The following is a 20,153-nucleotide window of genomic DNA, read 5'->3' as shown; positions in this document are numbered from 1 at the left end:
TCCTGTCAGCCTCATTAATGACGACGCATATTACACTGTTAACGCCGCGCATAAAAGAATGGAACGTGGTGGAAGCGAAACAGATATCTGCGCAAGGCAGAACGGACAAAGGCCGCGGGATGCGCGGCCTGGGCGTACATCACGCTTCGCTTTCAACACGCAGCGCATCGGGCGGGAGGGCGATGTTCAGAATAACCGGCTGAAAGGCTTCGCGATCGCCAAATTTCATTGAAACGCCTTTCGCAACAATAAAGCCACCGATGCCACCCAGCAGTGCACCGCAGGCGGCCGCCAGATCGCTGCTGAACAGCGACTGAAACAGTCCGGCAATCAGGAACAAACCAAATAGCGGCGTCATATAGACCAGCAGCGCTGAACCCAGAAGGCTACTCTCTTTGATGCCTAACTCAATGCGCTGTCCCGGCTGCAGCGGCTTGCTGCTGGCAATCTGCATCACATGAGCATTCTTCGGACCGAGTTTATTCAGCATATGGCTGCCGCAACCTTTGCGCGCCTGGCAGCTATTGCAGGACGTTTTTGCTTCGGTATGCAGTGTGGCAATGCCATCCTGCCATGCCACCACGGTGGCCCATTCTCTCATCATTTTTGTGACCCCAGGTCGATGCTGTCAGCAATACGTTTTGCGGTTGAAGGCGGTAATTCGCCGATCACCGCAATTTCGTTATTATTGCGCACAACGGTCTGGACCGTACGACGCCCAGTGCGCAATGTCTGCGTTGTGCTGCTTTTATCGGCAGGCGTCACATTGATCGCGAAACTAAACAGCCCATCGCTGTAGAGCTTCGACTCAATATTTTTGTTCAGCCCCGGCAGCGTGCGACGATTCTGCGACACCAGCGTCATGCCTGCGGGTATCCAGCCTGGCTGCCATGCGACAGTAACCGCGTCCCCTTTTGGCACGGAAAGCGATGGTGGCAGATTCGCTTTCTCCAGCCCTTGCATCAGATTGCGTACTCCTTCATCCACTGCAAAGCTGATAACGCGGAACTGTTCCAGCGTTTCACCGTCACGATCAAGCAGGTCGATACGTAGCGGTAGCCTGGTATCCACATCCAGCCAGACCACATAGCTGTAACGGGTGCCATCGCGAGACACGATACGCAGCACATCACACATCTGATCGGCAATGCGCGAGCGACCCACGGTAATAAAATCGTAGGCAGTGGCAAGTTTGGTGAAGTCAGCAAAAATCACCGACGGCAAAGCGTCAATAATGTGATTGCCCGGGAGCGAAAAGGGATCAAGGCCTGGTTCGAAGTAGCTGATATCGTTGCCACGCTGGATCACTTCCCGCCGTGGCCCGTCCATCTGCAACAGCTGCGCGAATATTCGGTTATCGATCACAGCATGACGGTAGCGCAGCGATTCAATGCCGATGCGTGAGACGTTAATATAGGCAAATTCATAGTTGAGGTTCTGACTTGCCTGCTCCATCTGCTGCAATAGCGCCCCGGACGCAGTAGTTTGCGCCGGGGCGGCAGATGACCATAACAGGCTGCCTGTCAGCAGGCTAACAGCATACCAAAACGGCTTCATTACTGCTGCTGCTGTCCTAATGACTGGTTTCCGGGAACATCAACCTGCGCCTGTTTTGGCGCATCGGTTTCAAACTGCAGCTGATCAGCGTGCAGCCGGCGTTGCAGTTCATAGTCCTGCAGCATGGCGTTCACGCGACGACGCTGATCCTGAACCTGCTGATTAGAGCTGTTCGTGTCAAAGGCATCAGACGGCACGCCCAGGCTCACCGGTGAGGCTTTACCCATCATCGGCAGCGTATTGAACACCGGAGAGTCAGATGTCTGCGTGGCGCTACCCTGCGGCTGGTTGTAGTGCTGAACACCCACGATCACGGCCAGTGACACGCAGGCAGCCACACCCACCTGAGTTAGTTGCGCAGCCCACGGACGCGCTTTTTTCCAGAACGGCATTTTTTCCCAGCGGGAAGGTTCTGGCTGAGCTTCAGGGATCAGCGTGGTAACCGTACGTAACGGTTCTTTTTCGATAGCAGCAGCGACGCGCGCAGAGATATCAAAATGCAGGACATCACCCACATCACCGCGCATGGTATCGCGAATAAGATGATAGCTCGCCCAGCTTTTCTGTAGTTCTGCGTCCTTAGACAAGGCGGAAAACAGCTCGTTATCTAAGGTCTCACCATCCATTAAAGCGGAAAGTTTTTCTTTCTGCATGCCTATGTACCCTTCCAGTAGCCGTTATCACTAACGTTGGATAAGCGGTTGAACTTTGTTATCAATGGCCTCTCGCGCACGAAAGATACGTGATCGAACAGTGCCTACCGGGCAATCCATAATGACGGCGATCTCTTCATAACTCAGACCGTCCAGTTCCCTGAGGGTAATTGCCATACGCAAGTCCTCGGGTAGCGCCTCGATGGTACGAAAGACAATTTGTTTCAATTCGTCAGACAACATTAAGTTCTCAGGGTTCGAAATTTCTTTTAATGCACCCGCACTTTCGAAATTTTCGGCGTCAATAGCATCCACATCACTGGATGGTGGACGACGCCCCTGAGCAACCAGGTAATTTTTCGCTGTGTTTACCGCAATGCGGTACAGCCAGGTATAAAACGCGCTATCGCCCCGGAAAGAGTCCAGTGCGCGATACGCTTTAATAAACGATTCCTGTACTACATCAGGCACGTCGCCCGAGGGAACATAGCGTGAAACCAAACTCGCCACTTTATGCTGGTAACGAATCACCAGTAAGTTGAACGCTTTTTGATCTCCCTTCTGTACCCGCTCGACAAGGACCTGATCCGTTAACTGCTCGCTCATCCGAGGTAATGTCTCCCCAAATTTTTCATATGCATAAAGTAACTGCCAGCACATCTCATGTTCTGAGCAAGCATGCGCTTAGAGTTGTGATGTGGTGCGAAGTTCACTTCCCGCCGTGATATTTACCGCTCCGATGGAGATAACACAGGTTGTTCGTTTTCGTTCAGTGTCAGGAGCGTAAATCGCAGGCAGAGTAACCTATGACAGCAGCTTTTTCATCATTAAATCCTTTAGGTTTAATAAGTTTGCTATAAAAAACCAGAGTTAAAGCAGCCCGTTTTTAACGTACTGATTATAGAAGACTTATGATCATAGCCAGATGAACGCGCGTGGCATGTGTTTAAAATACTTCACAGAACCTCCTGTTGCGCTTATGCTCAGGCCTGGTCTTGTTTAGTAAATTAAACATTATGATGAATGCGAATCCGGATTATCAGTGTGATGTGTTGATTGTGGGCAGCGGTGCGGCCGGCCTGTCGCTGGCGTTACGGCTGGCGAAACAGTATCAGGTAACCGTTCTCAGTAAAGCGCAGGTCAATGAAGGGTCAACCCTTTATGCGCAGGGTGGTATTGCTGCGGTATTTGATGAGACGGACAGCATCGAGTCGCATATCGAAGATACGCTGATTGCCGGCGCAGGATTATGCGATCGTGAGGCCGTGTCGTTTATTGCCAGTAATGCCCGGCATTGCGTGCAGTGGCTGATCGACAACGGCGTTGCCTTTGATCTCGATCCGCAGGCGGCGGGTGACATGCGCTATCACCTGACTCGCGAAGGCGGCCACAGTCATCGCCGCATTCTGCACAGCGCTGACGCCACCGGCCATGCGGTGGAAACCACGCTGGTGAGCCAGGCATTAAGCCACCCTAACATCCGGATTCTGGAACGGACTAATGCGGTCGATCTGATTCTTTCAGATAAAATCGGCCTGCCTGGCCCACGCCGGGTGGTGGGTGCGTGGATCTGGAACCGTAATCGCGAGCAGGTCGAAACCTGTCGGGCGCGGGCCGTCGTCGTTGCAACCGGCGGTGCCGCCAAAGTCTATCAATATACCACTAACCCTGACATTGCTTCCGGTGATGGCATAGCGATGGCGTGGCGCGCGGGCTGCCGGGTGGCCAATCTGGAATTTAACCAGTTCCATCCGACCTGCCTGTTTCATCCGCAGGCGCAGAATTTCCTGTTAACCGAAGCGTTACGCGGAGAAGGTGCCTGGCTGTTACGTCCCGATGGTAGCCGTTTTATGCCCGATTTCGATGAGCGCGCCGAACTGGCCCCGCGCGATATTGTTGCCCGGGCTATCGACCATGAGATGAAACGGCTGGGCGTTGACTGTATGTATCTGGATATCAGCCACCAGCCTGAAGAGTTTGTGCGCGCACACTTCCCGATGATCTATGAGAAATTGCTGACCTTTGGCTTTGACCTGACCAAAGAGCCGATCCCGATTGTACCCGCCGCGCACTACACCTGCGGTGGCGTCGTCGTCGATCAGCACGGTCAGACCGACGTCAGTGGCCTGTATGCCATTGGTGAGGTGAGTTATACCGGCCTGCATGGCGCTAACCGCATGGCCTCCAATTCGCTGCTGGAGTGTCTGGTGTATGGCTGGTCCGCGTCAGAGGAGTTGATGCGTACCCTGCCCGGCATTGAAGCCGTCACTGCACTCCCCGCATGGGATGAGAGTCAGGTTGATAACGCCGATGAACGCGTCGTGATCCAGCATAACTGGCATGAGTTGCGTCTGTTCATGTGGGATTATATGGGAATTGTCCGCACTACCCGGCGGCTGGAACGGGCGTTGCGTCGCATAAACCTGCTTCAGCAGGAGATTGATGAATATTACCGCCATTTCCGCCTCTCCAATAATCTGCTGGAGCTGCGGAATCTGGTGCAGGTCGCTGACCTGATGGTGCGCTGCGCGCTGGAGCGTAAAGAAAGTCGCGGCCTGCACTATATCCGTGACTATCCTGACTTACTGCCAGAAGCGCTGCCAACTATTCTGACCCCGCCAGGTTACATGAAGAGGTAAAAGTCCTGCGTCAGGCTACACCACTCATCAGAATAGCGGGTGTCTGGTGCGCGGATTGCGAGACGCTCCAGCAGCGTTTCACCGGCCTGCGGCGACAGCCCCAGCACGACGCGGTGCGGCGGACGATGGGCATATTCCGCCACGTCCAGCCGGAAACGCAGATACCAGCCATCGGCCTGCGCCAGGGTGATAAACGTCTGCCCAATATCGATGGGCAGCACCACACAGAACATCCCCTCTTCTTCAATTAATAAGGCTGAACTGCGTAACAGCGTCTGATGATCGAGCGAGGCCGTTGCACGTGCGTTGTCCCGAGCCACGGTAGAGCAGGCTACGCCCGGCGCGAAATAAGGGGGATTGCTGACAATCAGTGAATAACGTTTATCACACTGTTCAGCCCAGCTGGCGATATCCTGCTGATGAACCTGAATACGTTCAGGCCACGGTGACTGCTGCACATTCTCCTGCGCCTGCTGTGCGGCTTCAGGTTCTAACTCCACCGCATCGATTTGAATCTGTGACGGCGTGCGCTGCGCAAGCATCAGCGCGATTAATCCGCTGCCACTGCCAATATCCAGAATGCGTCTCACTCCGGCGACCGGTGCCCAGGCACCAAGCAGAATGGCATCGGTGCCCACTTTCATCGCACAGCGATCGTGGGCAACAAAAAATTGTTTAAAGGTAAATCCGTTCTTGTTTAACTGAGGCCGTTCACGCGGCTGATCCTGCATCATTCGTCACTACCATCGTTTTTTTCCTGCCGCACGGCAGCGCATGAGTGTAACGTGACAACAGTGGGAATTCACGCAGCAGACAACCCCAGGCGCAGCGGAAACGGATTAACAGATGAAGATTCAGTCTGATCTGTCTATAATCAGCGCCCCAAACTGAGGTAGACCATGACAGTAACCACATTTTCCGAACTCGAACTCGACGAAAGCCTGCTACAAGCGTTGCAGGAAAAAGGCTTTACGCGCCCAACAGTGATCCAGGCCGCTGCAATTCCGCCCGCGCTGGAGGGCCGTGACGTTCTGGGTTCGGCACCTACAGGAACCGGGAAAACCGCCGCGTATCTGTTACCGGCGCTGCAGCACCTGCTTGATTTTCCGCGCAAGAAATCCGGGCCGCCACGCATCCTGATTGTGACCCCGACCCGTGAACTGGCGATGCAGGTTGCCGATCATGCGCGTGAGCTGGCGAAACATACGCATCTGGACATCGCCACGATCACCGGCGGCGTGGCTTATATGAACCATGCCGAAGTCTTCAGCGAAAATCAGGACATTGTGGTCGCGACCACCGGCCGTCTGTTGCAGTACATCAAAGAAGAGAACTTTGACTGCCGCGCCGTAGAAACCCTGGTACTGGATGAAGCGGACCGCATGCTTGATATGGGCTTTGCTCAGGATATCGAAACCATCGCGGCTGAAACGCGCTGGCGCAAGCAAACCATGCTGTTTTCCGCCACGCTGGAAGGCGACAATATCCGTGACTTCGCCGAGCGTCTGCTTAACGAACCGGTTGAGCTGGAAGCGGATCCGAGCCGTCGCGAGCGCAAAAAGATCCAGCAGTGGTACTACCGCGCTGATGATCTGCAGCATAAAACCAAATTACTGATTCATCTGCTGAAGCAGCCGGATGTGACGCGCAGCATCGTGTTTGTGCGTAAGCGTGAACGTCTGCATGAACTGGTGAGCTGGCTGCACGAAGCGGGGATTCGTAGCAGCTATCTTGAAGGCGAAATGGTTCAGGCCAAGCGTAACGAAGCGATTAAGCGTCTGAGTGAAGGACGCGTTAACGTGCTGGTTGCGACGGATATCGCCGCGCGTGGTATCGATGTTGAAGATGTCAGCCATGTCTTCAACTATGACATGCCGCGTACCGCCGATACCTATCTGCACCGCATCGGTCGTACCGGTCGTGCGGGCCGTAAAGGCATCGCCATTTCACTGGTCGAAGCGCACGACTTCGTTCTGCTGGGCAAAATCACCCGCTATGTGAACGAACCGATCAAAGCGCGCGTGATTGATGAGCTGCGCCCTGAAACGCGTGCGCCAAATGCTAAAACTACGGGTAAACCGTCGAAAAAGGTGCTGGCGAAGCGTGCAGAGAAGAAAGCCAGCGAAACGGAAAAACCGCGAGTGAAAAAACGCCATCGTGATGCCAAAAATGTCGGCAAACGCCGCAAGGCAAGCGGCACTACGCCAGCTAACGAGAATGCGGAATAAAACATCATACGCATAAAAAAATCGCCTCTCAGGAGGCGATTTTTTTTATCTGATAGTCAGTTACGGCCTTTTAAGAGTGTTTTTTCTGCCAGTACGTTTTCCTGACAACACTGGCATTCGCATGCCCTGTAGTTAACTGCTTATCTCTTTAACAATACTAATAAAAATTGCTGTGTGCGCTTTGCGCTAATTGGCAGCACCCGATAATTCAGGCGGTTTACAGACTTTCTGTAAATGTACGGGTGATTACATCGCGCTGCTGCTCAGGCGTCAACGAGTTAAAACGTACGGCATAGCCTGAAACACGAATAGTCAGCTGTGGGTAGTTTTCAGGATGTTTAACCGCATCTTCCAGCGTTTCACGACGCAGAACGTTGACGTTCAGATGCTGTCCGCCTTCAACGCGCACCTGCGGTTTAATTTCAACCGGCACTTCACGGTAAGCGAACTCGCCCAGTTCGCTGATGGCGACAACCTGATCTTCTTCATAGCCTGCTTTTGCACACAGGCAACGCGCTTCAGCTTTCTCTTCATCCAGCAGCCAGAAGGAGTTCAGAAGTTGAGAATTGTTAGTTTGAGTGATCTGGATACCAGTGATCATGATTGCGTCTCCCGGATAATACGTGAATAAATCAAATTTGAGGCCCCGGTATACCATCGTTCATTCGCAACAGCCTTGACTTGTATCAATATTAATCAGCCATTCGGCGCACTTTTTCGCTAAACCATTGATCTCAAAATACCTGCCAGTTAAAAATAATTTGTATTTTTCAAATTATTTTTGCCTTCAGGTCAGCGGCAGGAACGGCTAAGCTTACTCCACTAACGTTAAGGGAGTTAAACATGGCTGAAAAGCTGACCTGGCACGACGTGCTGGCTGAAGAGAAAGAGAAACCCTATTTTATTGAGACGCTGAAGCAGGTCGCCGATGAACGCGCCGCGGGTGTAACCGTCTATCCGCCGCAGAAAGATGTGTTCAATGCGTTTCGCCTGACGGAACTCGGTGACGTCAGCGTCGTGATTCTGGGGCAGGATCCCTATCACGGGCCGAATCAGGCGCATGGACTCGCCTTCTCAGTGTTGCCGGGCGTTCAGGTGCCTCCGTCACTGCAGAATATCTACAAAGAACTGATGCAGGATATTCCCGGCTTCCGGAAACCCGATCACGGCTTTCTTGAGAGCTGGGCAAAACAGGGGGTGATGTTGCTGAACACGGTGTTAACGGTCGAGGCGGGTAAAGCTCATTCCCATGCTCGTTTTGGCTGGGAGACCTTTACGGACAACGTCATTGCGGCGATTAACCAGCACTGTGAAGGGGTGATTTTCCTGCTGTGGGGCTCACATGCGCAGAAGAAAGGCAGCATTATTGATCGCAAGCGCCATCATGTGCTACAGGCGCCCCATCCCTCGCCGCTTTCTGCACATCGTGGATTTTTCGGCAGCAAACACTTCTCAGCGACCAATGAATTGCTGAGCGCTGCCGGTAAAAATCCGGTGGACTGGACGCCGGTCTTACCTGCATAGCGCCAGATCGCACACGGCCGCGTCAGTGCGCGGCCGTGTAACAGGATTCAGGCGTTGAATCAGCTTTTAGCTTTAGAAACCGCAACCATCGCCGGGCGCAGCAGGCGACCATTCAGCGTATAGCCACGCTGCATCACCAGCATGACATGGTTAGGTTCAAATTCTTCAGACTCCATCATCGACATCGCCTGATGGACTTCAGGGTTGAATGGCACGCCGGTTTCGCCGACCACTTCAACACCGAACTTACGCACGGCACCGAGCAAGCCTTTGAGCGTCAGTTCAATCCCTTCGATCATGGATGCCAGCTGTGGGTCCTCTTTATTGGCCACTTCCAGCGCACGTTCCAGGCTGTCGATGACCGGGAGCAGTTCATTGGCAAACTTCTCCAGCGCAAACTTGTGCGCCTTCTCAACGTCCATCTCGGCACGACGACGAATGTTCTCAACCTCAGCCTGCGCACGCAGTTGGGCATCGCGTACACCGGTCTGCAACTGCGCTAATTCAGCTTCGAGCTGAGCAATACGCTCATCACGCGGATCCACCTCTGCTGCTGTCTCCGCTTCCTGAGGTTGCTGCTGATCCTGCTGAATTTCGTCTGAGACTTGCTCGTTTGGGGTGTTCTGTTCTTTACTACTCATGAATTTCTCCGCGTTTTGCACATTCATTTCGCTGGTTGGCTTATTATGGGGATTGGTATGACGGATTCAAGGGAACCTATCACATTGCCTTGCCGTTTTGGCTTATAAGGAACACCGACCAGATGAACAAACACTTTAACTGCATTGGTATCGTGGGTCATCCGCGCCATCCCACCGCGCTAACCACGCATGAGATGCTCTGGCGCTGGCTGACGGCCAAAGGTTATCAGGTGATCGTTGAGAAGCAGATTGCCCAGGAGCTGTCGCTTCACGACGTGCAGACCGGCACGCTGGCGGAGATTGGTCAGCAGGCTGATTTAGCAGTCGTCGTGGGCGGTGATGGTAATATGCTGGGCGCTGCGCGGGTGCTGGCGCGCTATGATATTAAAGTGATTGGCATTAACCGCGGTAATCTCGGTTTTCTCACCGACCTTGACCCGGACAATGCGCAGCAACAGCTGGATGAGGTGCTTCAGGGCAACTATTTCGTTGAGAGCCGCTTTCTGCTGGAAGCGCAGGTGTGCAAATCTGACTGCTCACCGCGTATTGGCTCTGCCATCAACGAAGTGGTGCTGCATCCCGGTAAAGTCGCGCACATGATCGAATTTGAAGTCTACATTGATGAAGTGTTCGCCTTTTCCCAGCGCTCTGATGGGCTGATTATCTCAACACCCACCGGCTCTACTGCCTATTCCCTCTCTGCGGGTGGTCCGATTCTGACGCCGTCACTCGAAGCCATTGTGCTGGTACCGATGTTCCCGCATACGCTGTCTGCGCGTCCACTGGTCATCAACAGCAGCAGTACCATCCGTCTGCGCTTTTCTTCACGTCGCAGCGACCTGGAAATCAGCTGTGACAGCCAGATTGCGCTGCCTATTCAGGAAGGTGAAGATGTACTGATTCGACGCAGTGCCGGTCATCTTGATTTAATTCATCCTAAAAATTATAGCTATTTCAACACGCTGAGTTCAAAGCTAGGCTGGTCAAAAAAATTGTTCTAAAAACCGGCCTCTCCTCTTTACTGGATAAAAAACCAGTTTATACTGTATGAAAAACCATATATGTTTATTCGTACAGGTGAACCTATGCTGGCCCAACTGACCATCAGTAATTTCGCTATCGTTCGTGAGCTCGACATTGATTTCCAACGCGGCATGACTGCAATCACTGGTGAAACCGGTGCCGGTAAGTCCATCGCGATTGATGCGCTGGGATTATGTCTGGGCGGCCGTACCGATGCTGACATGGTGCGTCAGGGTGCCAGCCGGGCTGACCTTTGCGCCCGCTTCCAGCTTAAGTCCTCCCCTTCTGCTCAGCGCTGGCTGATGGATAATCAACTCGACGACGGCAACGAGTGTCTGCTGCGTCGGGTCATCAGCGCTGACGGTCGTTCCCGCGGCTTTATCAATGGCACAGCGGTGCCGCTCTCTCAGCTGCGCGATCTGGGCCAGCTGCTTATCCAGATCCACGGTCAGCATGCCCACCAGCTTTTGCTCAAACCCGATCATCAGAAGCATCTGCTGGATGCCTATGCCGGTCACGACGATCTCCTGCAGCAAATGCGCGCCAGTTATCAGACCTGGCACCAGAGCTGTCGCACCCTGGCGCTGCATCAGCAGCAGGCGCAGGAGCGCGAATCACGTCGCGAGCTATTGCAGTATCAGCTCAAAGAGCTGAACGAGTTTGCCCCGCAGCAGGGCGAATACGAGCAGATTGACGAAGAGTACAAGCGCCTTGCCAACAGCGGACAGCTGCTGTCGACCAGCCAGCAGGCGCTGCAGCTATTAGCAGACAGCGATGACAATAATCTCAACAGCCTGCTCTACACCGCGCGTGAGATGATTTCAGAACTGACCTCGCTGGATGAGAAGCTGAACGGCGTTCATAACCTGCTGGAGGAGGCGGCGATTCAGCTGAGCGAAGCCAGCGACGAACTGCGTCACTACTGCGACAGCCTTGACCTTGACCCCAATCGCCTGTACGAACTGGAAAAGCGTATTTCCCGCCAGATTGCGCTGGCACGTAAGCATCATGTCACGCCAGAAGGTCTGCCTGAACTGCATCAGCAGTTGCTGGCAGAAGCCGAGTTGCTGTCACAGCACGAAAGCGACCAGGAAAGCCTGCAATCGCTGGTGGGTGAACATTATCAGGCGGCACTGCAAAGCGCAGAGCAGCTGCATCAGCAGCGCAGCCACTTTGCCGATGAACTGCAGCAGCTGATTACCCAGAGTATGCATCTGCTTTCAATGCCCCATGGCCAGTTTAAAATCGCCCTGAACTTTAATCCGGATCAACTGACGGCAGATGGCGCGAGCCGCGTTGACTTCCAGGTGACGACGAACCCAGGTCAGCCACTTCAGCCGTTAGGCAAAGTCGCTTCGGGCGGTGAACTGTCACGTATCGCGCTGGCGATTCAGGTGATCACCGCGAAGAAAATGGAAACGCCGGCGATGATTTTCGATGAAGTGGATGTCGGAATCAGCGGCCCGACCGCCGCCGTCGTCGGTAAACTGCTCCGTCAACTGGGTGAATCGACCCAGGTCATGTGTGTCACCCACCTGCCGCAGGTTGCCGGTTGTGGTCATCAGCACTTCTATGTCAGCAAAGAGACCGATGGCGCGATGACCGAAACCCATATGCAGCCGCTGGATAAGCGGGCGCGTCTGCAGGAACTGGCGCGACTGCTGGGCGGCAGCGAGGTGACACGCAATACCCTGGCCAACGCAAAAGAACTTTTAGCCGCATAGCAGCGCACTTTTTTAACCCACCGTGGTCATATGCTTGCTCTGTAGAGGTTTCCAACGGCGAAAAGGTTTATTATCATCGGCACTTATGTCGCCAGAGTAATAAAGCCTGCCGCAGGCAGAGTTCAGATTTTGATGGCAAGAAAGCCGCCTGTTAAAGGCGTTTGGCCCCGGAAAAGGAATGTATAGATGCGCTGTAAAACGCTGACTGCCGCGGCAGTGGTAATGTTGATGATGACCGCCGGATGTTCCACCTTAGAGCGCGTGGTCTATCGTCCTGATATCAACCAGGGTAATTATCTGGTTGCCAACGATGTGGCCAAGATCCATACCGGTATGACACAGCAGCAGGTGGCTTACACGCTCGGTACGCCGATGATGAAAGATCCGTTTGGCAGCAACGTCTGGTATTACGTTTTCCGTCAGGAGCCAGGTCATGAGCGCGTGAAGCAGCAGACGCTGACGCTGACCTTTGATGGCAACGGTGTTCTGACCAATATCGATAACAAGCAGAATCTGTCAAAGAACAACGACTGATTTCACGACAGACCGTTTAAAGACAGCACAAAAGGCGCACTGAGCGCCTTTTTTTATGCCGGCTATCCGCTGATTCTGGCGGTATAACGACTTATTTTTTGCTTTCTGCCGCTCGCTCTGCACGCTGACGACGCAGCTCTTTTGGATCAGCAATCAGCGGACGATAGATCTCAATACGATCGCCCTCCTGAACCACATCATCCAGCTTCACTGGCCGACTGTAGATGCCTACTTTGTTGCTGGCGAGGTCAATCTCACGACGCAGTTCAGGCAGGCCTGATTTCAGGATAGCCTGTTCAACCGTGCTGCCCTGCTCCACTTTCACGTAAAGCTGATACTGTTTTTCAGGTAGGGCGTAGACCACCTCAACGGAGATCTCAGGCACTGTATACCTCTTTGGCACGCTGAGTGAAAGCCTGCACCATGCTGTTGGCAAGCTCTTTGAAAATACGTCCAAAGGCCATCTCTACCAGCATGTTGGTGAATTCAAACTCCAGGCTTAACTCCACCTTACAGGCGTCATCGCCCAGCGAGACGAACGTCCAGCCGCCGGTCAGCTTGCGGAACGGTCCATCTACCAGTTCCATATGAATGCTCTGGTTATCCGTAAGGGTGTTGCGGGTAGTAAATGTTTTGCTGATGCCCGCCTTCGACACATCTACCGACGCCGTCATCTGATTTTCAGACGCATCCAGTACGCGGCTTCCGGTGCAACCCGGCAGGAATTGCGGATAGGCATCCACATCATTTACAAGTTTGTACATCTGCCCGGCACTAAACGGGACCAGCGCCGAACGACTAATCTGAGCCATAATGGTTCCTGTTCATCACAAAACCGCTGAATAGTAGCATTTTCAGCGATTAAACAAAAATGTCCCCGAGTGAGGGTGTGCTAGAATATCCCGTTTCCTGCTGCCCCGCTGGACTGGGGATGCGATAACCGACTAAGTGATGTAAAATACGCCACACTATGACAAAGAAAAAAGCACACAAACCCGGTTCTGCCACTGTTGCCATGAACAAACGCGCTCGCCACGAGTACTTCATCGAAGAGGAGTATGAGGCGGGATTGTCGTTACAAGGATGGGAAGTTAAGTCACTTCGTGCTGGTAAAGCTAACATCAGCGACAGCTATATTCTGCTGCGCGATGGCGAAGCCTTTCTGTTCGGTTCAACCTTTCAACCCTTAGCCGTTGCCTCCAGTCACGTGGTCTGTGACCCGACGCGCAGCCGTAAGCTGCTGCTGAAGCAACGTGAACTCGACTCCCTGTATGGACGCGTCAATCGCGAAGGTTACACCATCGTGGCACTGTCGCTGTACTGGAAGAATGCCTGGTGCAAACTGAAGATTGGTGTTGCACGCGGTAAGAAAGAGCATGACAAGCGCGATGACATTAAAGATCGCGAATGGAAATTAGACAAAGCACGTATCATGAAGAATTCAGCGCGCTAAGCACTGGATTTTAAGCTATTTAGTTGCTAGTATTTAAAGTTCTGGGGCTGATTCTGGACTCGACGGGATTGTGAAGCCTTAGGAGCATGCCGAGGGGCGGTTTGCCTCGTAAAAAGCCGCAAAAAAATAGTCGCAAACGACGAAAACTACGCACTAGCAGCTTAATAACCTGCTTAGAGCCTTCTCTCCCTAGCTTCCGCTCTTAAGACGGGGATCAAGAGAAGTCAAACCCAAAAGAGATCGCGTGGATACCTTGCCTGGGGTTGAAGCGTTAAATCCAATCAGGCTAGTCTGTTAGTGGCGTGTCTGTTCGCAGCTAACCGGCGAATGTAAAAACTGACTAAGCATGTAGTGCCGACGGTGTAGTAATTTCGGACGCGGGTTCAACTCCCGCCAGCTCCACCAAAATTCTTGGTTGATGGTTACCAGAACCATCATCGAAGTCCTGAGAGCCCGCAAGGTGAAAGCCTTGCGGGCTTTTTTGTGTCTGTTATTTTGCTTGCGGCGCTTTTAAAAAATCCTCAACCCTGAATGCCAAAAATTTCTCTCCAGAGCCTCGTCTTACTCCCCCAAAATAGCTCCTTTACAGCCTCAACCCAAACACGAAATAATAGCCCCACAAACCGGGTCAGAATCCGGTCGCTACTTACTCTCAACTCTGCGGACACCTTATGAATAACGAAATCTCTCTCAAATACTATGATGTCGCAGATGAGTATGCGACGGAGTCCGCTAAGCCGGTAAGCGAAGCTGAACGTACGCCACTGGCGCATTACTTCCAGCTGCTGATCACCCGTCTGATGAATAACGAAGAGATCAGTGAAGAGTCGCAGCAGGATATGGCGCGCGAAGCGGGTATCGATGAGCAGCGTATTGATGATATCGCCGAGTTCCTGAACCGCTGGGGCAACGAGTAGCTAACATTCACCGGCAGGCGAGCGTTGCGCCGTCCGCCGGTTAATCTCTCTGTCCCAAAGCGCTTTCACCTCAGCGCTGGCCCCCCACACATCCTCTTGCCCGGTCGAAAATTATCATCCAGACTTATATAGTCTGCGCAGGCATTGTGCTTTACACTGCGCGCTGTAAAAAACTGAGTAGATTAAGCAGGCAAAAATGGCGATGAACGGAACGATCACAACCTGGTTTGAAGATAAAGGTTTTGGCTTTATCAAAGATGAAAACGGTGATAACCGCTATTTTCATGTGATTAAAGTCGCCAATCCTGATCTGATTAAGAAAGATGCGGCGGTGACATTTGAACCCACCACCAACAATAAAGGCTTATCCGCCTATGCGGTGAAAGTCGCGCCGACCAGCAAATACATCTATATCGCAGGCGAGCGGCTCAAGATCACCTCGATTAAGTCTTATCTGGTCTACAACGAAGAAGTGCCGGTCGATGCCGGTGTCGACAAAGAGAACGCAGTGTTGTCAGTGGGCCTGTTGCTGAATAATATCCGGCCAAAGTCTGACCCGAACGCCAGTGAGATGCGCTCGCTGAAAAAGCTGGCGGTCACCACGTTCCAGGGAACGACACTGATCTTCTCCGAAGATGAGATCGACATTGAAAGCACGGTTAAAGTGCTTAAAGGTCTGAAGTAATCCCGCAGGCGGGCTGAAATTCTCTGAGCAGGATTTCGGCCTTTATACCCGCATCCGCCCGCTATTCAGGTACATCTCGCTGACATGATGCTGCCCTGTGACGTGAAAAAGCGAATCTCTGGCAGATAAAACCGCCCTGCTCTCCCGCCTAATCCGTTGTTTATGATAAAACAAAGGTCAAAAGCGCAACGCATCAAGGTTCATCCCCACAACGCCACTTTCCAGGGTAGAATCAGATACTTTGTTCAGTCATTGCCAATGTTTTCCATCATCGCAAAGTGATACGAAAAGCGGGTGAAATAAGGTATAAAGCCGCATGAAAATCCCAAACAGAATCCAGCCCCTGGTCGATGACGGCCTGATTGACGATGTCCTGCAGCGGCTGAAAAGCGGCAAAGAAGCAGACGTCTATACCGTGCTATGCGGCGGCAAGGTGCAGTGCGCCAAAGTTTATAAAGAAGCGACCCAGCGTAGCTTCAAGCAGGCGGTGCAGTATCAGGAAGGACGTAAAACCCGCAACAGCCGTAACGCCCGTGCCATGCAGAAAGGCACGAAGTTTGGCCGTAAGCAGCAGGAGGAGTCCTGGCAGACTGCTGAAGTGGACGCCCTGTTCCGCCTGGCTAATGCCGGTGTTCGCGTGCCCCAGCCTTATCTCTGCATTGACGGCGTGTTATTGATGGAGCTGGTGACCGATGCCAATGGCTCTGTCGCGCCGCGCCTCAGCGACGTCACGCTCTCCGAAGAGGAAGCGATTACCGACTTCCACACCATGATCCGCAACATCGTGCGTATGCTCTGCGCCGGTATCGTCCATGGTGACTTATCCGAGTTCAACGTGCTGCTGGACGATCAGGGGCCGGTGATTATCGACCTGCCACAGGCGGTCGATGCGGCAGCCAACAATCATGCTGAGTCGATGTTCGAACGTGACGTGGACAACATCACCTCTTACTACGGTCAGTTCGCTCCGCAGCTGTTGAAGACGCGCTATGGCAAAGAGATCTGGCAACTTTACGAAGATGGCAAACTGACCCCGGAAACGCCGCTTACCGGGAAGTTTGTGGAAGAGGAGCGCGTGGTGGATATGGATTCGCTGATGGATGAGATCATCACAGCAGAAGATGAATACTATGAGCGCCAGCGCGCCAGCCGTGAGCGCGACGAAGAGTAACTGCATCAATAAAAAAGGCAGCGAGTTGCCTCGCTGCCTCTCAATTACCGCTCTATCACAACGCCATCACCGCACGATGACCGTCAGCGCAATCAGAGTTAAGCCGATGATCATCACGCCGAAAAAAACCGTATCGAGCCTGCCTTTTTTCATCTTCGCCTCCCTAGAACCACTGACCAAACCGACGGATGTAGAAACGCTTCATGCCCTGCGCCACCAGGCAGTAGCTGAACAGCGTCAGCACCAGCCACGGGAAATATTGCCATGGCAGTGGCACCAGTCCGACCATCGCACCCAGCGGTGAGAACGGGATCAGGATGCCCAGCGCCATCACCACCAGCGTGGTCAGCATCACCGGTAAGGTGGCGCGACTCTGGATAAACGGAATCTTCCGGGTACGCAGCATATGCACCACCAGCGTCTGTGACAGTAACCCCTCGATAAACCAGCCGGACTGGAACAGCGACTGCACGCCTGCATGGTTAGCGCCGAAAACGAACCACATCAGCGCAAAGGTGGTGACGTCAAAAATTGATGACGTCGGGCCCATCCACAGCATGAAGCGCTTGATGTTGCCGGCATCCCATTTACGCGGCTTATTCAGAAACTCGCGGTCAACCTTGTCCCACGGCAGCGCCAGCTGAGAAACGTCATACATCAGGTTCTGAATCAGCAGATGAATCGACAGCATCGGCAGAAACGGAATAAAGGCACTGGCCACCAGCAGCGAGAAAACGTTGCCGAAGTTGGAGCTGGCGGTCATGTTGAGATACTTGATGATGTTGCCAAAGGTCTCGCGTCCTTTGAGTACACCCTCATTCAGCACCTGTAAATCCTTCTCCAGCAGGATGATGTCCGATGAGGCTTTCGCCACATCCGCCGCGCTGTCCACGGAAATCCCGGTATCAGCCGCCCGCAGCGCAGGTGCGTCATTAATGCCATCGCCCAGGAACCCGACGGTGTGACCGTTCTGCTGCATCAGCCGCACCAGACGGGATTTCTGCAGCGGCGTCAGCTGAGCAAAGAGGGTGCAGCGTTCAGCTTCCTGCGCCAGCTCATCATCGTTCATCGCCTCAATCTGATCGCCGGTCAGCATCGCCGGATCGGTCAGCCCGACATCGGCACAGACCCGCAGCGTCACCAGCGGATTGTCACCGGTCAGCACTTTCACCGTCACACCGCTGTCACGCAGGGCTTTAATCGCCTTACCCGCGCTGGCTTTAGGTGGATCGCGGAAAGTCAGCATTCCCTGGATAATCAGATCGCGCTCATCACTGTCGCTGAGCGGCGCGTGTAGCTCACCATCACGGGTTGCCACCAGCAGCACGCGATAACCCTGCTGATGATAGTGTTCAGTCTGCGCCAGCAGCGCCGCACGCTGTGCCGCATCCAGTGCGACCACCGTGTCGCCCTGCCGCACAGCAATGCTCACTGCCAGCATCTCTTCCACTGCGCCTTTGCAGATCAGTTGTGAACGATGCTGAGTCAGATCTTCCACCAGCACCGACACCCGACGGCGGGTAAAATCAAACGGAAGCTCATCGATCAGCTGGAACTGGCTGCGCTGAGACTGTGAAATGACCTTGTCGCCGGCGCAGAGTAAGGCGCGATCCATCAGGTTTTTCGCGCCACTCTGGCTGCCGCTGTTGAGCCAGGCCAGCAGCAGCACCTGTGCATCTTCGTTGCCCCGCGCATCCAGATGATGCGCCAGCAGGATGGTGTCCTGGGTCAGCGTGCCGGTTTTATCGGTGCAGAGCACATCCATCGCGCCGAGGTTCTGAATGGCGTTGAGCTTTTTAACGATCACTTTGCGACGTGACATCGCAATCGCGCCCTTAGCCAGGTTGGCGCTGACAATCATCGGCAGCATTTCCGGGGTCAACCCGACCGCGACCGCCAAAGCAAACAGCGTGGCATCCATCCAGTCCCCTTTGGTGAAGCCGTTAATCAGCAGCACCACCGGGACCATCACCAGCATAAAGCGGATCAGCAGCTTGCTGACGCTGTTCACCCCGCGGTCAAACGCGGTCTGCGGACGGCTTCCGGTCAGCGATGAAGCCAGTGAACCAAACCAGGTTTCGCCACCGGTCGCGACGACGACTGCGCTGGCTGTGCCACTGGCCACGCTGGTGCCCATCAGGCAGATATTCGGTGATGCCAGCCGCTCCTGGGCGGTCTGACCTTCGGCATCGATACCCGCATCGCAGCTCTGTTTCTCAACCGGCAGCGACTCGCCGGTCAGTACTGCTTCACTGATAAACAGATTACGTGAACTCAGCAGACGGACATCGGCAGGCACCTGATCGCCAGTGCTGAGCAGAATGATATCGCCTGGCGCCAGTTCACTCATATCCACATCCTGGCGCTGCGCGGTTTCGCTGCCCGGCTCACGGCGCAGCACGGTGACCTGGCTGCGCACCAGTGACTTCAGAGCCTGCGCCGCACGGTTGGTGCGAAACTCCTGCCAGAAACGCAGCAGCCCGCTCAGCATCACCATGGTGAAGATGATGATGACGCCGGAGAGATCGGTCTCCTGACCGGCGCGCAGCGGCAGAATATAGTCGGTAAACAGGCTCACCAGCGCCAGGACCAGTAATACGTAGATAAACGGGTTATTAAATGCCATCAGCAGCTGAATCAGCGCAGGTGGCGCTTTCTCATGCGCCACTTCATTACGGCCATACAAAGCCAGTCGTTTCGCCGCTTCATCCTGACTCAGCCCCTGACGCTGGCTGCGCAGGTTCGCCAGCGTCATATCAATGTGCTGGTCTGCCTGCTGCGCCACAGCAAACATTTTTTTACTTTTTTTATCATTACGGTTGCCGGATGAAGTGATCGTAACCTGTTCCAGTTTCATGTCGCTCATTTCGACATCTCCCTGATTTAAAGCAATAGTTGTCCTGCACGGAAAATAACGTGCATGGATAAAACCTGGCGTGGCCGGGTTATTTAATGGAGTGACTTTCAGAAACAGTCAGGTTATTCCGCCTGCGTGAAAAATAATGACGCGCGCAGGGTTACCTGACGCCGTTTATACGCGGCGTTTTAAAAGTCTGATATCAGCGATTGGGCGCAGCCTGGGCTACGCCAGACGGGGCGGAGGAAAAAGAGCCAATATAAACAGCAGCATAACGCGCACTCCTGGTGATAACAGGATTAAAAATAAGGAGCGCGATCGTTAATTAAAGCGGGGATCGCTGCTCGCCGGTTGGCAAGCAGCAGAGGAAATTCAGCTTGCCAGAATAAAGGGTAATCTCGGGTGACTGTCCAACTGAATTCTCCTGAAGTTATCTGCCGCCATTATAAAGAGAGGCCGGCTTCGGTAAAGCAATAACGTATTGAATAACGGTTTCGTTGAGGATTTGTTTCTGCTCAGGTTGCCGCTTCGGTAACAGCGTGGCGAT

At 53.6% G+C, this 20,153-nt stretch carries 21 protein-coding genes and 1 other RNA gene; 11 read left to right on the top strand and 11 right to left on the bottom strand.

Annotated features, from left to right (window positions below):
- Nucleotides 1–139: 139 nt before the first annotated feature.
- Genes rseC through rpoE form a run of 4 tightly spaced genes read right to left on the bottom strand, consistent with a single transcriptional unit; the run spans nt 140 to nt 2,816 of the window.
- Nucleotides 140–604: a SoxR-reducing system protein RseC gene (gene rseC / locus K6R05_RS04950; protein WP_161736179.1), complete on the bottom strand. Its 465-nt coding sequence runs from the start codon at nt 602–604 to the stop codon at nt 140–142.
- The gene (gene rseB, locus K6R05_RS04945; RefSeq protein ID WP_161736178.1) at nt 601–1,557 is read right to left on the bottom strand and encodes a sigma-E factor regulatory protein RseB; all 957 of its coding nucleotides are present in this window, start codon (nt 1,555–1,557) and stop codon (nt 601–603) included. Before rseB ends, rseC begins: the two co-directional genes overlap by 4 nt.
- A complete protein-coding gene (rseA, locus tag K6R05_RS04940; RefSeq protein ID WP_013358763.1) occupies nt 1,557–2,210 on the bottom strand; it encodes an anti-sigma-E factor RseA in 654 nt (217 codons plus the stop codon). Before rseA ends, rseB begins: the two co-directional genes overlap by 1 nt.
- Before the next feature lie 30 nt (nt 2,211–2,240).
- Nucleotides 2,241–2,816 (bottom strand): RNA polymerase sigma factor RpoE, encoded by a 576-nt coding sequence (rpoE, locus tag K6R05_RS04935; protein ID WP_013358764.1) that lies wholly within the window; start codon nt 2,814–2,816, stop codon nt 2,241–2,243.
- A gap of 413 nt (nt 2,817–3,229) precedes the next feature.
- Between rpoE and nadB the strand changes: the two genes are divergently transcribed.
- A complete protein-coding gene (gene nadB, locus K6R05_RS04930; protein ID WP_222925457.1) occupies nt 3,230–4,849 on the top strand; it encodes an L-aspartate oxidase in 1,620 nt (539 codons plus the stop codon).
- Here the strand turns inward: nadB and trmN are convergent.
- Entirely contained in the window at nt 4,834–5,583 is a 750-nt protein-coding gene (trmN, locus tag K6R05_RS04925) for a tRNA(1)(Val) (adenine(37)-N(6))-methyltransferase TrmN (RefSeq protein ID WP_161736176.1), read from the bottom strand. The genes nadB and trmN overlap by 16 nt on opposite strands.
- A 165-nt stretch (nt 5,584–5,748) precedes the next feature.
- On the opposite strand from trmN, the gene srmB reads away from it, so the two are divergent.
- A complete protein-coding gene (gene srmB / locus K6R05_RS04920) occupies nt 5,749–7,077 on the top strand; it encodes an ATP-dependent RNA helicase SrmB (RefSeq protein ID WP_222925115.1) in 1,329 nt (442 codons plus the stop codon).
- Nucleotides 7,078–7,294: 217 nt separating this feature from the next.
- On the opposite strand, the gene grcA is transcribed toward srmB, so the two are convergent.
- Nucleotides 7,295–7,678 (bottom strand): autonomous glycyl radical cofactor GrcA, encoded by a 384-nt coding sequence (grcA, locus tag K6R05_RS04915; protein WP_013358769.1) that lies wholly within the window; start codon nt 7,676–7,678, stop codon nt 7,295–7,297.
- Between the two features lie 242 nt (nt 7,679–7,920).
- Here grcA and ung point away from each other — a divergent pair, with 242 nt between their 5' ends.
- Nucleotides 7,921–8,601, top strand: coding sequence for a uracil-DNA glycosylase (gene ung, locus K6R05_RS04910; RefSeq protein WP_222925114.1), 681 nt, complete (start codon nt 7,921–7,923; stop codon nt 8,599–8,601).
- 59 nt (nt 8,602–8,660) lie between these two features.
- Here the strand turns inward: ung and grpE are convergent, their stop codons facing one another.
- Nucleotides 8,661–9,242 (bottom strand): nucleotide exchange factor GrpE, encoded by a 582-nt coding sequence (grpE, locus tag K6R05_RS04905; protein WP_161735764.1) that lies wholly within the window; start codon nt 9,240–9,242, stop codon nt 8,661–8,663.
- A gap of 122 nt (nt 9,243–9,364) precedes the next feature.
- Between grpE and nadK the strand changes: the two genes are divergently transcribed.
- The 3 genes from nadK (at nt 9,365) to bamE (ending at nt 12,523) form a co-directional block, all read left to right on the top strand.
- Nucleotides 9,365–10,243 (top strand): NAD(+) kinase, encoded by an 879-nt coding sequence (gene nadK / locus K6R05_RS04900; protein WP_003848582.1) that lies wholly within the window; start codon nt 9,365–9,367, stop codon nt 10,241–10,243.
- A gap of 84 nt (nt 10,244–10,327) precedes the next feature.
- On the top strand, nt 10,328–11,989 hold the full coding sequence (gene recN / locus K6R05_RS04895; RefSeq protein WP_222925113.1) for a DNA repair protein RecN: 1,662 nt from the start codon (nt 10,328–10,330) through the stop codon (nt 11,987–11,989).
- 186 nt (nt 11,990–12,175) lie between these two features.
- Entirely contained in the window at nt 12,176–12,523 is a 348-nt protein-coding gene (bamE, locus tag K6R05_RS04890) for an outer membrane protein assembly factor BamE (RefSeq protein WP_161735770.1), read from the top strand.
- Nucleotides 12,524–12,614: 91 nt separating this feature from the next.
- Here bamE and K6R05_RS04885 read toward each other — a convergent pair whose 3' ends face one another.
- Nucleotides 12,615–12,908 carry an RnfH family protein gene (locus tag K6R05_RS04885; protein WP_222925112.1) on the bottom strand — a complete coding sequence of 98 codons (294 nt, stop codon included), beginning with the start codon at nt 12,906–12,908 and terminating at the stop codon, nt 12,615–12,617.
- Entirely contained in the window at nt 12,901–13,335 is a 435-nt protein-coding gene (locus K6R05_RS04880) for a type II toxin-antitoxin system RatA family toxin (protein ID WP_222925111.1), read from the bottom strand. Before K6R05_RS04880 ends, K6R05_RS04885 begins: the two co-directional genes overlap by 8 nt.
- 158 nt (nt 13,336–13,493) lie before the next feature.
- Between K6R05_RS04880 and smpB the strand changes: the two genes are divergently transcribed.
- The 5 genes from smpB to K6R05_RS04855 all read left to right on the top strand — a co-directional run bounded on the left by smpB (nt 13,494) and on the right by K6R05_RS04855 (nt 16,749).
- Nucleotides 13,494–13,976 (top strand): SsrA-binding protein SmpB, encoded by a 483-nt coding sequence (smpB, locus tag K6R05_RS04875; RefSeq protein WP_033733561.1) that lies wholly within the window; start codon nt 13,494–13,496, stop codon nt 13,974–13,976.
- Nucleotides 13,977–14,019: 43 nt separating this feature from the next.
- Nucleotides 14,020–14,381, top strand: a transfer-messenger RNA (tmRNA) gene (ssrA, locus tag K6R05_RS04870).
- A gap of 266 nt (nt 14,382–14,647) precedes the next feature.
- Entirely contained in the window at nt 14,648–14,893 is a 246-nt protein-coding gene (locus tag K6R05_RS04865; RefSeq protein ID WP_161735776.1) for a YmjA family protein, read from the top strand.
- A gap of 196 nt (nt 14,894–15,089) precedes the next feature.
- Nucleotides 15,090–15,578, top strand: a complete 489-nt coding sequence (locus K6R05_RS04860) for a cold-shock protein (protein WP_135907825.1) — start codon at nt 15,090–15,092, stop codon at nt 15,576–15,578.
- 316 nt (nt 15,579–15,894) lie between these two features.
- On the top strand, nt 15,895–16,749 hold the full coding sequence (locus K6R05_RS04855; RefSeq protein WP_161735778.1) for a PA4780 family RIO1-like protein kinase: 855 nt from the start codon (nt 15,895–15,897) through the stop codon (nt 16,747–16,749).
- A gap of 66 nt (nt 16,750–16,815) precedes the next feature.
- On the opposite strand, the gene K6R05_RS22375 is transcribed toward K6R05_RS04855, so the two are convergent.
- Both K6R05_RS22375 and mgtA read right to left on the bottom strand, forming a co-directional pair.
- Nucleotides 16,816–16,863, bottom strand: a complete 48-nt coding sequence (locus K6R05_RS22375; protein ID WP_370584677.1) for a hypothetical protein — start codon at nt 16,861–16,863, stop codon at nt 16,816–16,818.
- 49 nt (nt 16,864–16,912) lie between these two features.
- Entirely contained in the window at nt 16,913–19,615 is a 2,703-nt protein-coding gene (mgtA, locus tag K6R05_RS04850) for a magnesium-translocating P-type ATPase (protein ID WP_222925110.1), read from the bottom strand.
- Nucleotides 19,616–20,153 lie beyond the last annotated feature (538 nt).

The organism is Pantoea alfalfae (genome assembly GCF_019880205.1).
GTDB lineage: Bacteria > Pseudomonadota > Gammaproteobacteria > Enterobacterales > Enterobacteriaceae > Pantoea > Pantoea alfalfae.
The sequence above is the reverse complement of the archived record's forward strand: the minus strand, read 5'-3'. Positions and strand labels throughout refer to the sequence as shown.

What these genes read in the sequence shown, in the direction of transcription:
- rseC (WP_161736179.1), bottom strand. Translation starts at nt 604, where the DNA reads ATGATGAGAGAATGGGCCACCGTGGTGGCATGGCAGGATGGCATTGCC.
- rseB (WP_161736178.1), bottom strand. Translation starts at nt 1,557, where the DNA reads ATGAAGCCGTTTTGGTATGCTGTTAGCCTGCTGACAGGCAGCCTGTTA.
- rseA (WP_013358763.1), bottom strand. Translation starts at nt 2,210, where the DNA reads ATGCAGAAAGAAAAACTTTCCGCTTTAATGGATGGTGAGACCTTAGAT.
- rpoE (WP_013358764.1), bottom strand. Translation starts at nt 2,816, where the DNA reads ATGAGCGAGCAGTTAACGGATCAGGTCCTTGTCGAGCGGGTACAGAAG.
- nadB (WP_222925457.1), top strand. Translation starts at nt 3,230, where the DNA reads ATGAATGCGAATCCGGATTATCAGTGTGATGTGTTGATTGTGGGCAGC.
- trmN (WP_161736176.1), bottom strand. Translation starts at nt 5,583, where the DNA reads ATGATGCAGGATCAGCCGCGTGAACGGCCTCAGTTAAACAAGAACGGA.
- srmB (WP_222925115.1), top strand. Translation starts at nt 5,749, where the DNA reads ATGACAGTAACCACATTTTCCGAACTCGAACTCGACGAAAGCCTGCTA.
- grcA (WP_013358769.1), bottom strand. Translation starts at nt 7,678, where the DNA reads ATGATCACTGGTATCCAGATCACTCAAACTAACAATTCTCAACTTCTG.
- ung (WP_222925114.1), top strand. Translation starts at nt 7,921, where the DNA reads ATGGCTGAAAAGCTGACCTGGCACGACGTGCTGGCTGAAGAGAAAGAG.
- grpE (WP_161735764.1), bottom strand. Translation starts at nt 9,242, where the DNA reads ATGAGTAGTAAAGAACAGAACACCCCAAACGAGCAAGTCTCAGACGAA.
- nadK (WP_003848582.1), top strand. Translation starts at nt 9,365, where the DNA reads ATGAACAAACACTTTAACTGCATTGGTATCGTGGGTCATCCGCGCCAT.
- recN (WP_222925113.1), top strand. Translation starts at nt 10,328, where the DNA reads ATGCTGGCCCAACTGACCATCAGTAATTTCGCTATCGTTCGTGAGCTC.
- bamE (WP_161735770.1), top strand. Translation starts at nt 12,176, where the DNA reads ATGCGCTGTAAAACGCTGACTGCCGCGGCAGTGGTAATGTTGATGATG.
- K6R05_RS04880 (WP_222925111.1), bottom strand. Translation starts at nt 13,335, where the DNA reads ATGGCTCAGATTAGTCGTTCGGCGCTGGTCCCGTTTAGTGCCGGGCAG.
- smpB (WP_033733561.1), top strand. Translation starts at nt 13,494, where the DNA reads ATGACAAAGAAAAAAGCACACAAACCCGGTTCTGCCACTGTTGCCATG.
- K6R05_RS04865 (WP_161735776.1), top strand. Translation starts at nt 14,648, where the DNA reads ATGAATAACGAAATCTCTCTCAAATACTATGATGTCGCAGATGAGTAT.
- K6R05_RS04860 (WP_135907825.1), top strand. Translation starts at nt 15,090, where the DNA reads ATGGCGATGAACGGAACGATCACAACCTGGTTTGAAGATAAAGGTTTT.
- K6R05_RS04855 (WP_161735778.1), top strand. Translation starts at nt 15,895, where the DNA reads ATGAAAATCCCAAACAGAATCCAGCCCCTGGTCGATGACGGCCTGATT.
- mgtA (WP_222925110.1), bottom strand. Translation starts at nt 19,615, where the DNA reads ATGAGCGACATGAAACTGGAACAGGTTACGATCACTTCATCCGGCAAC.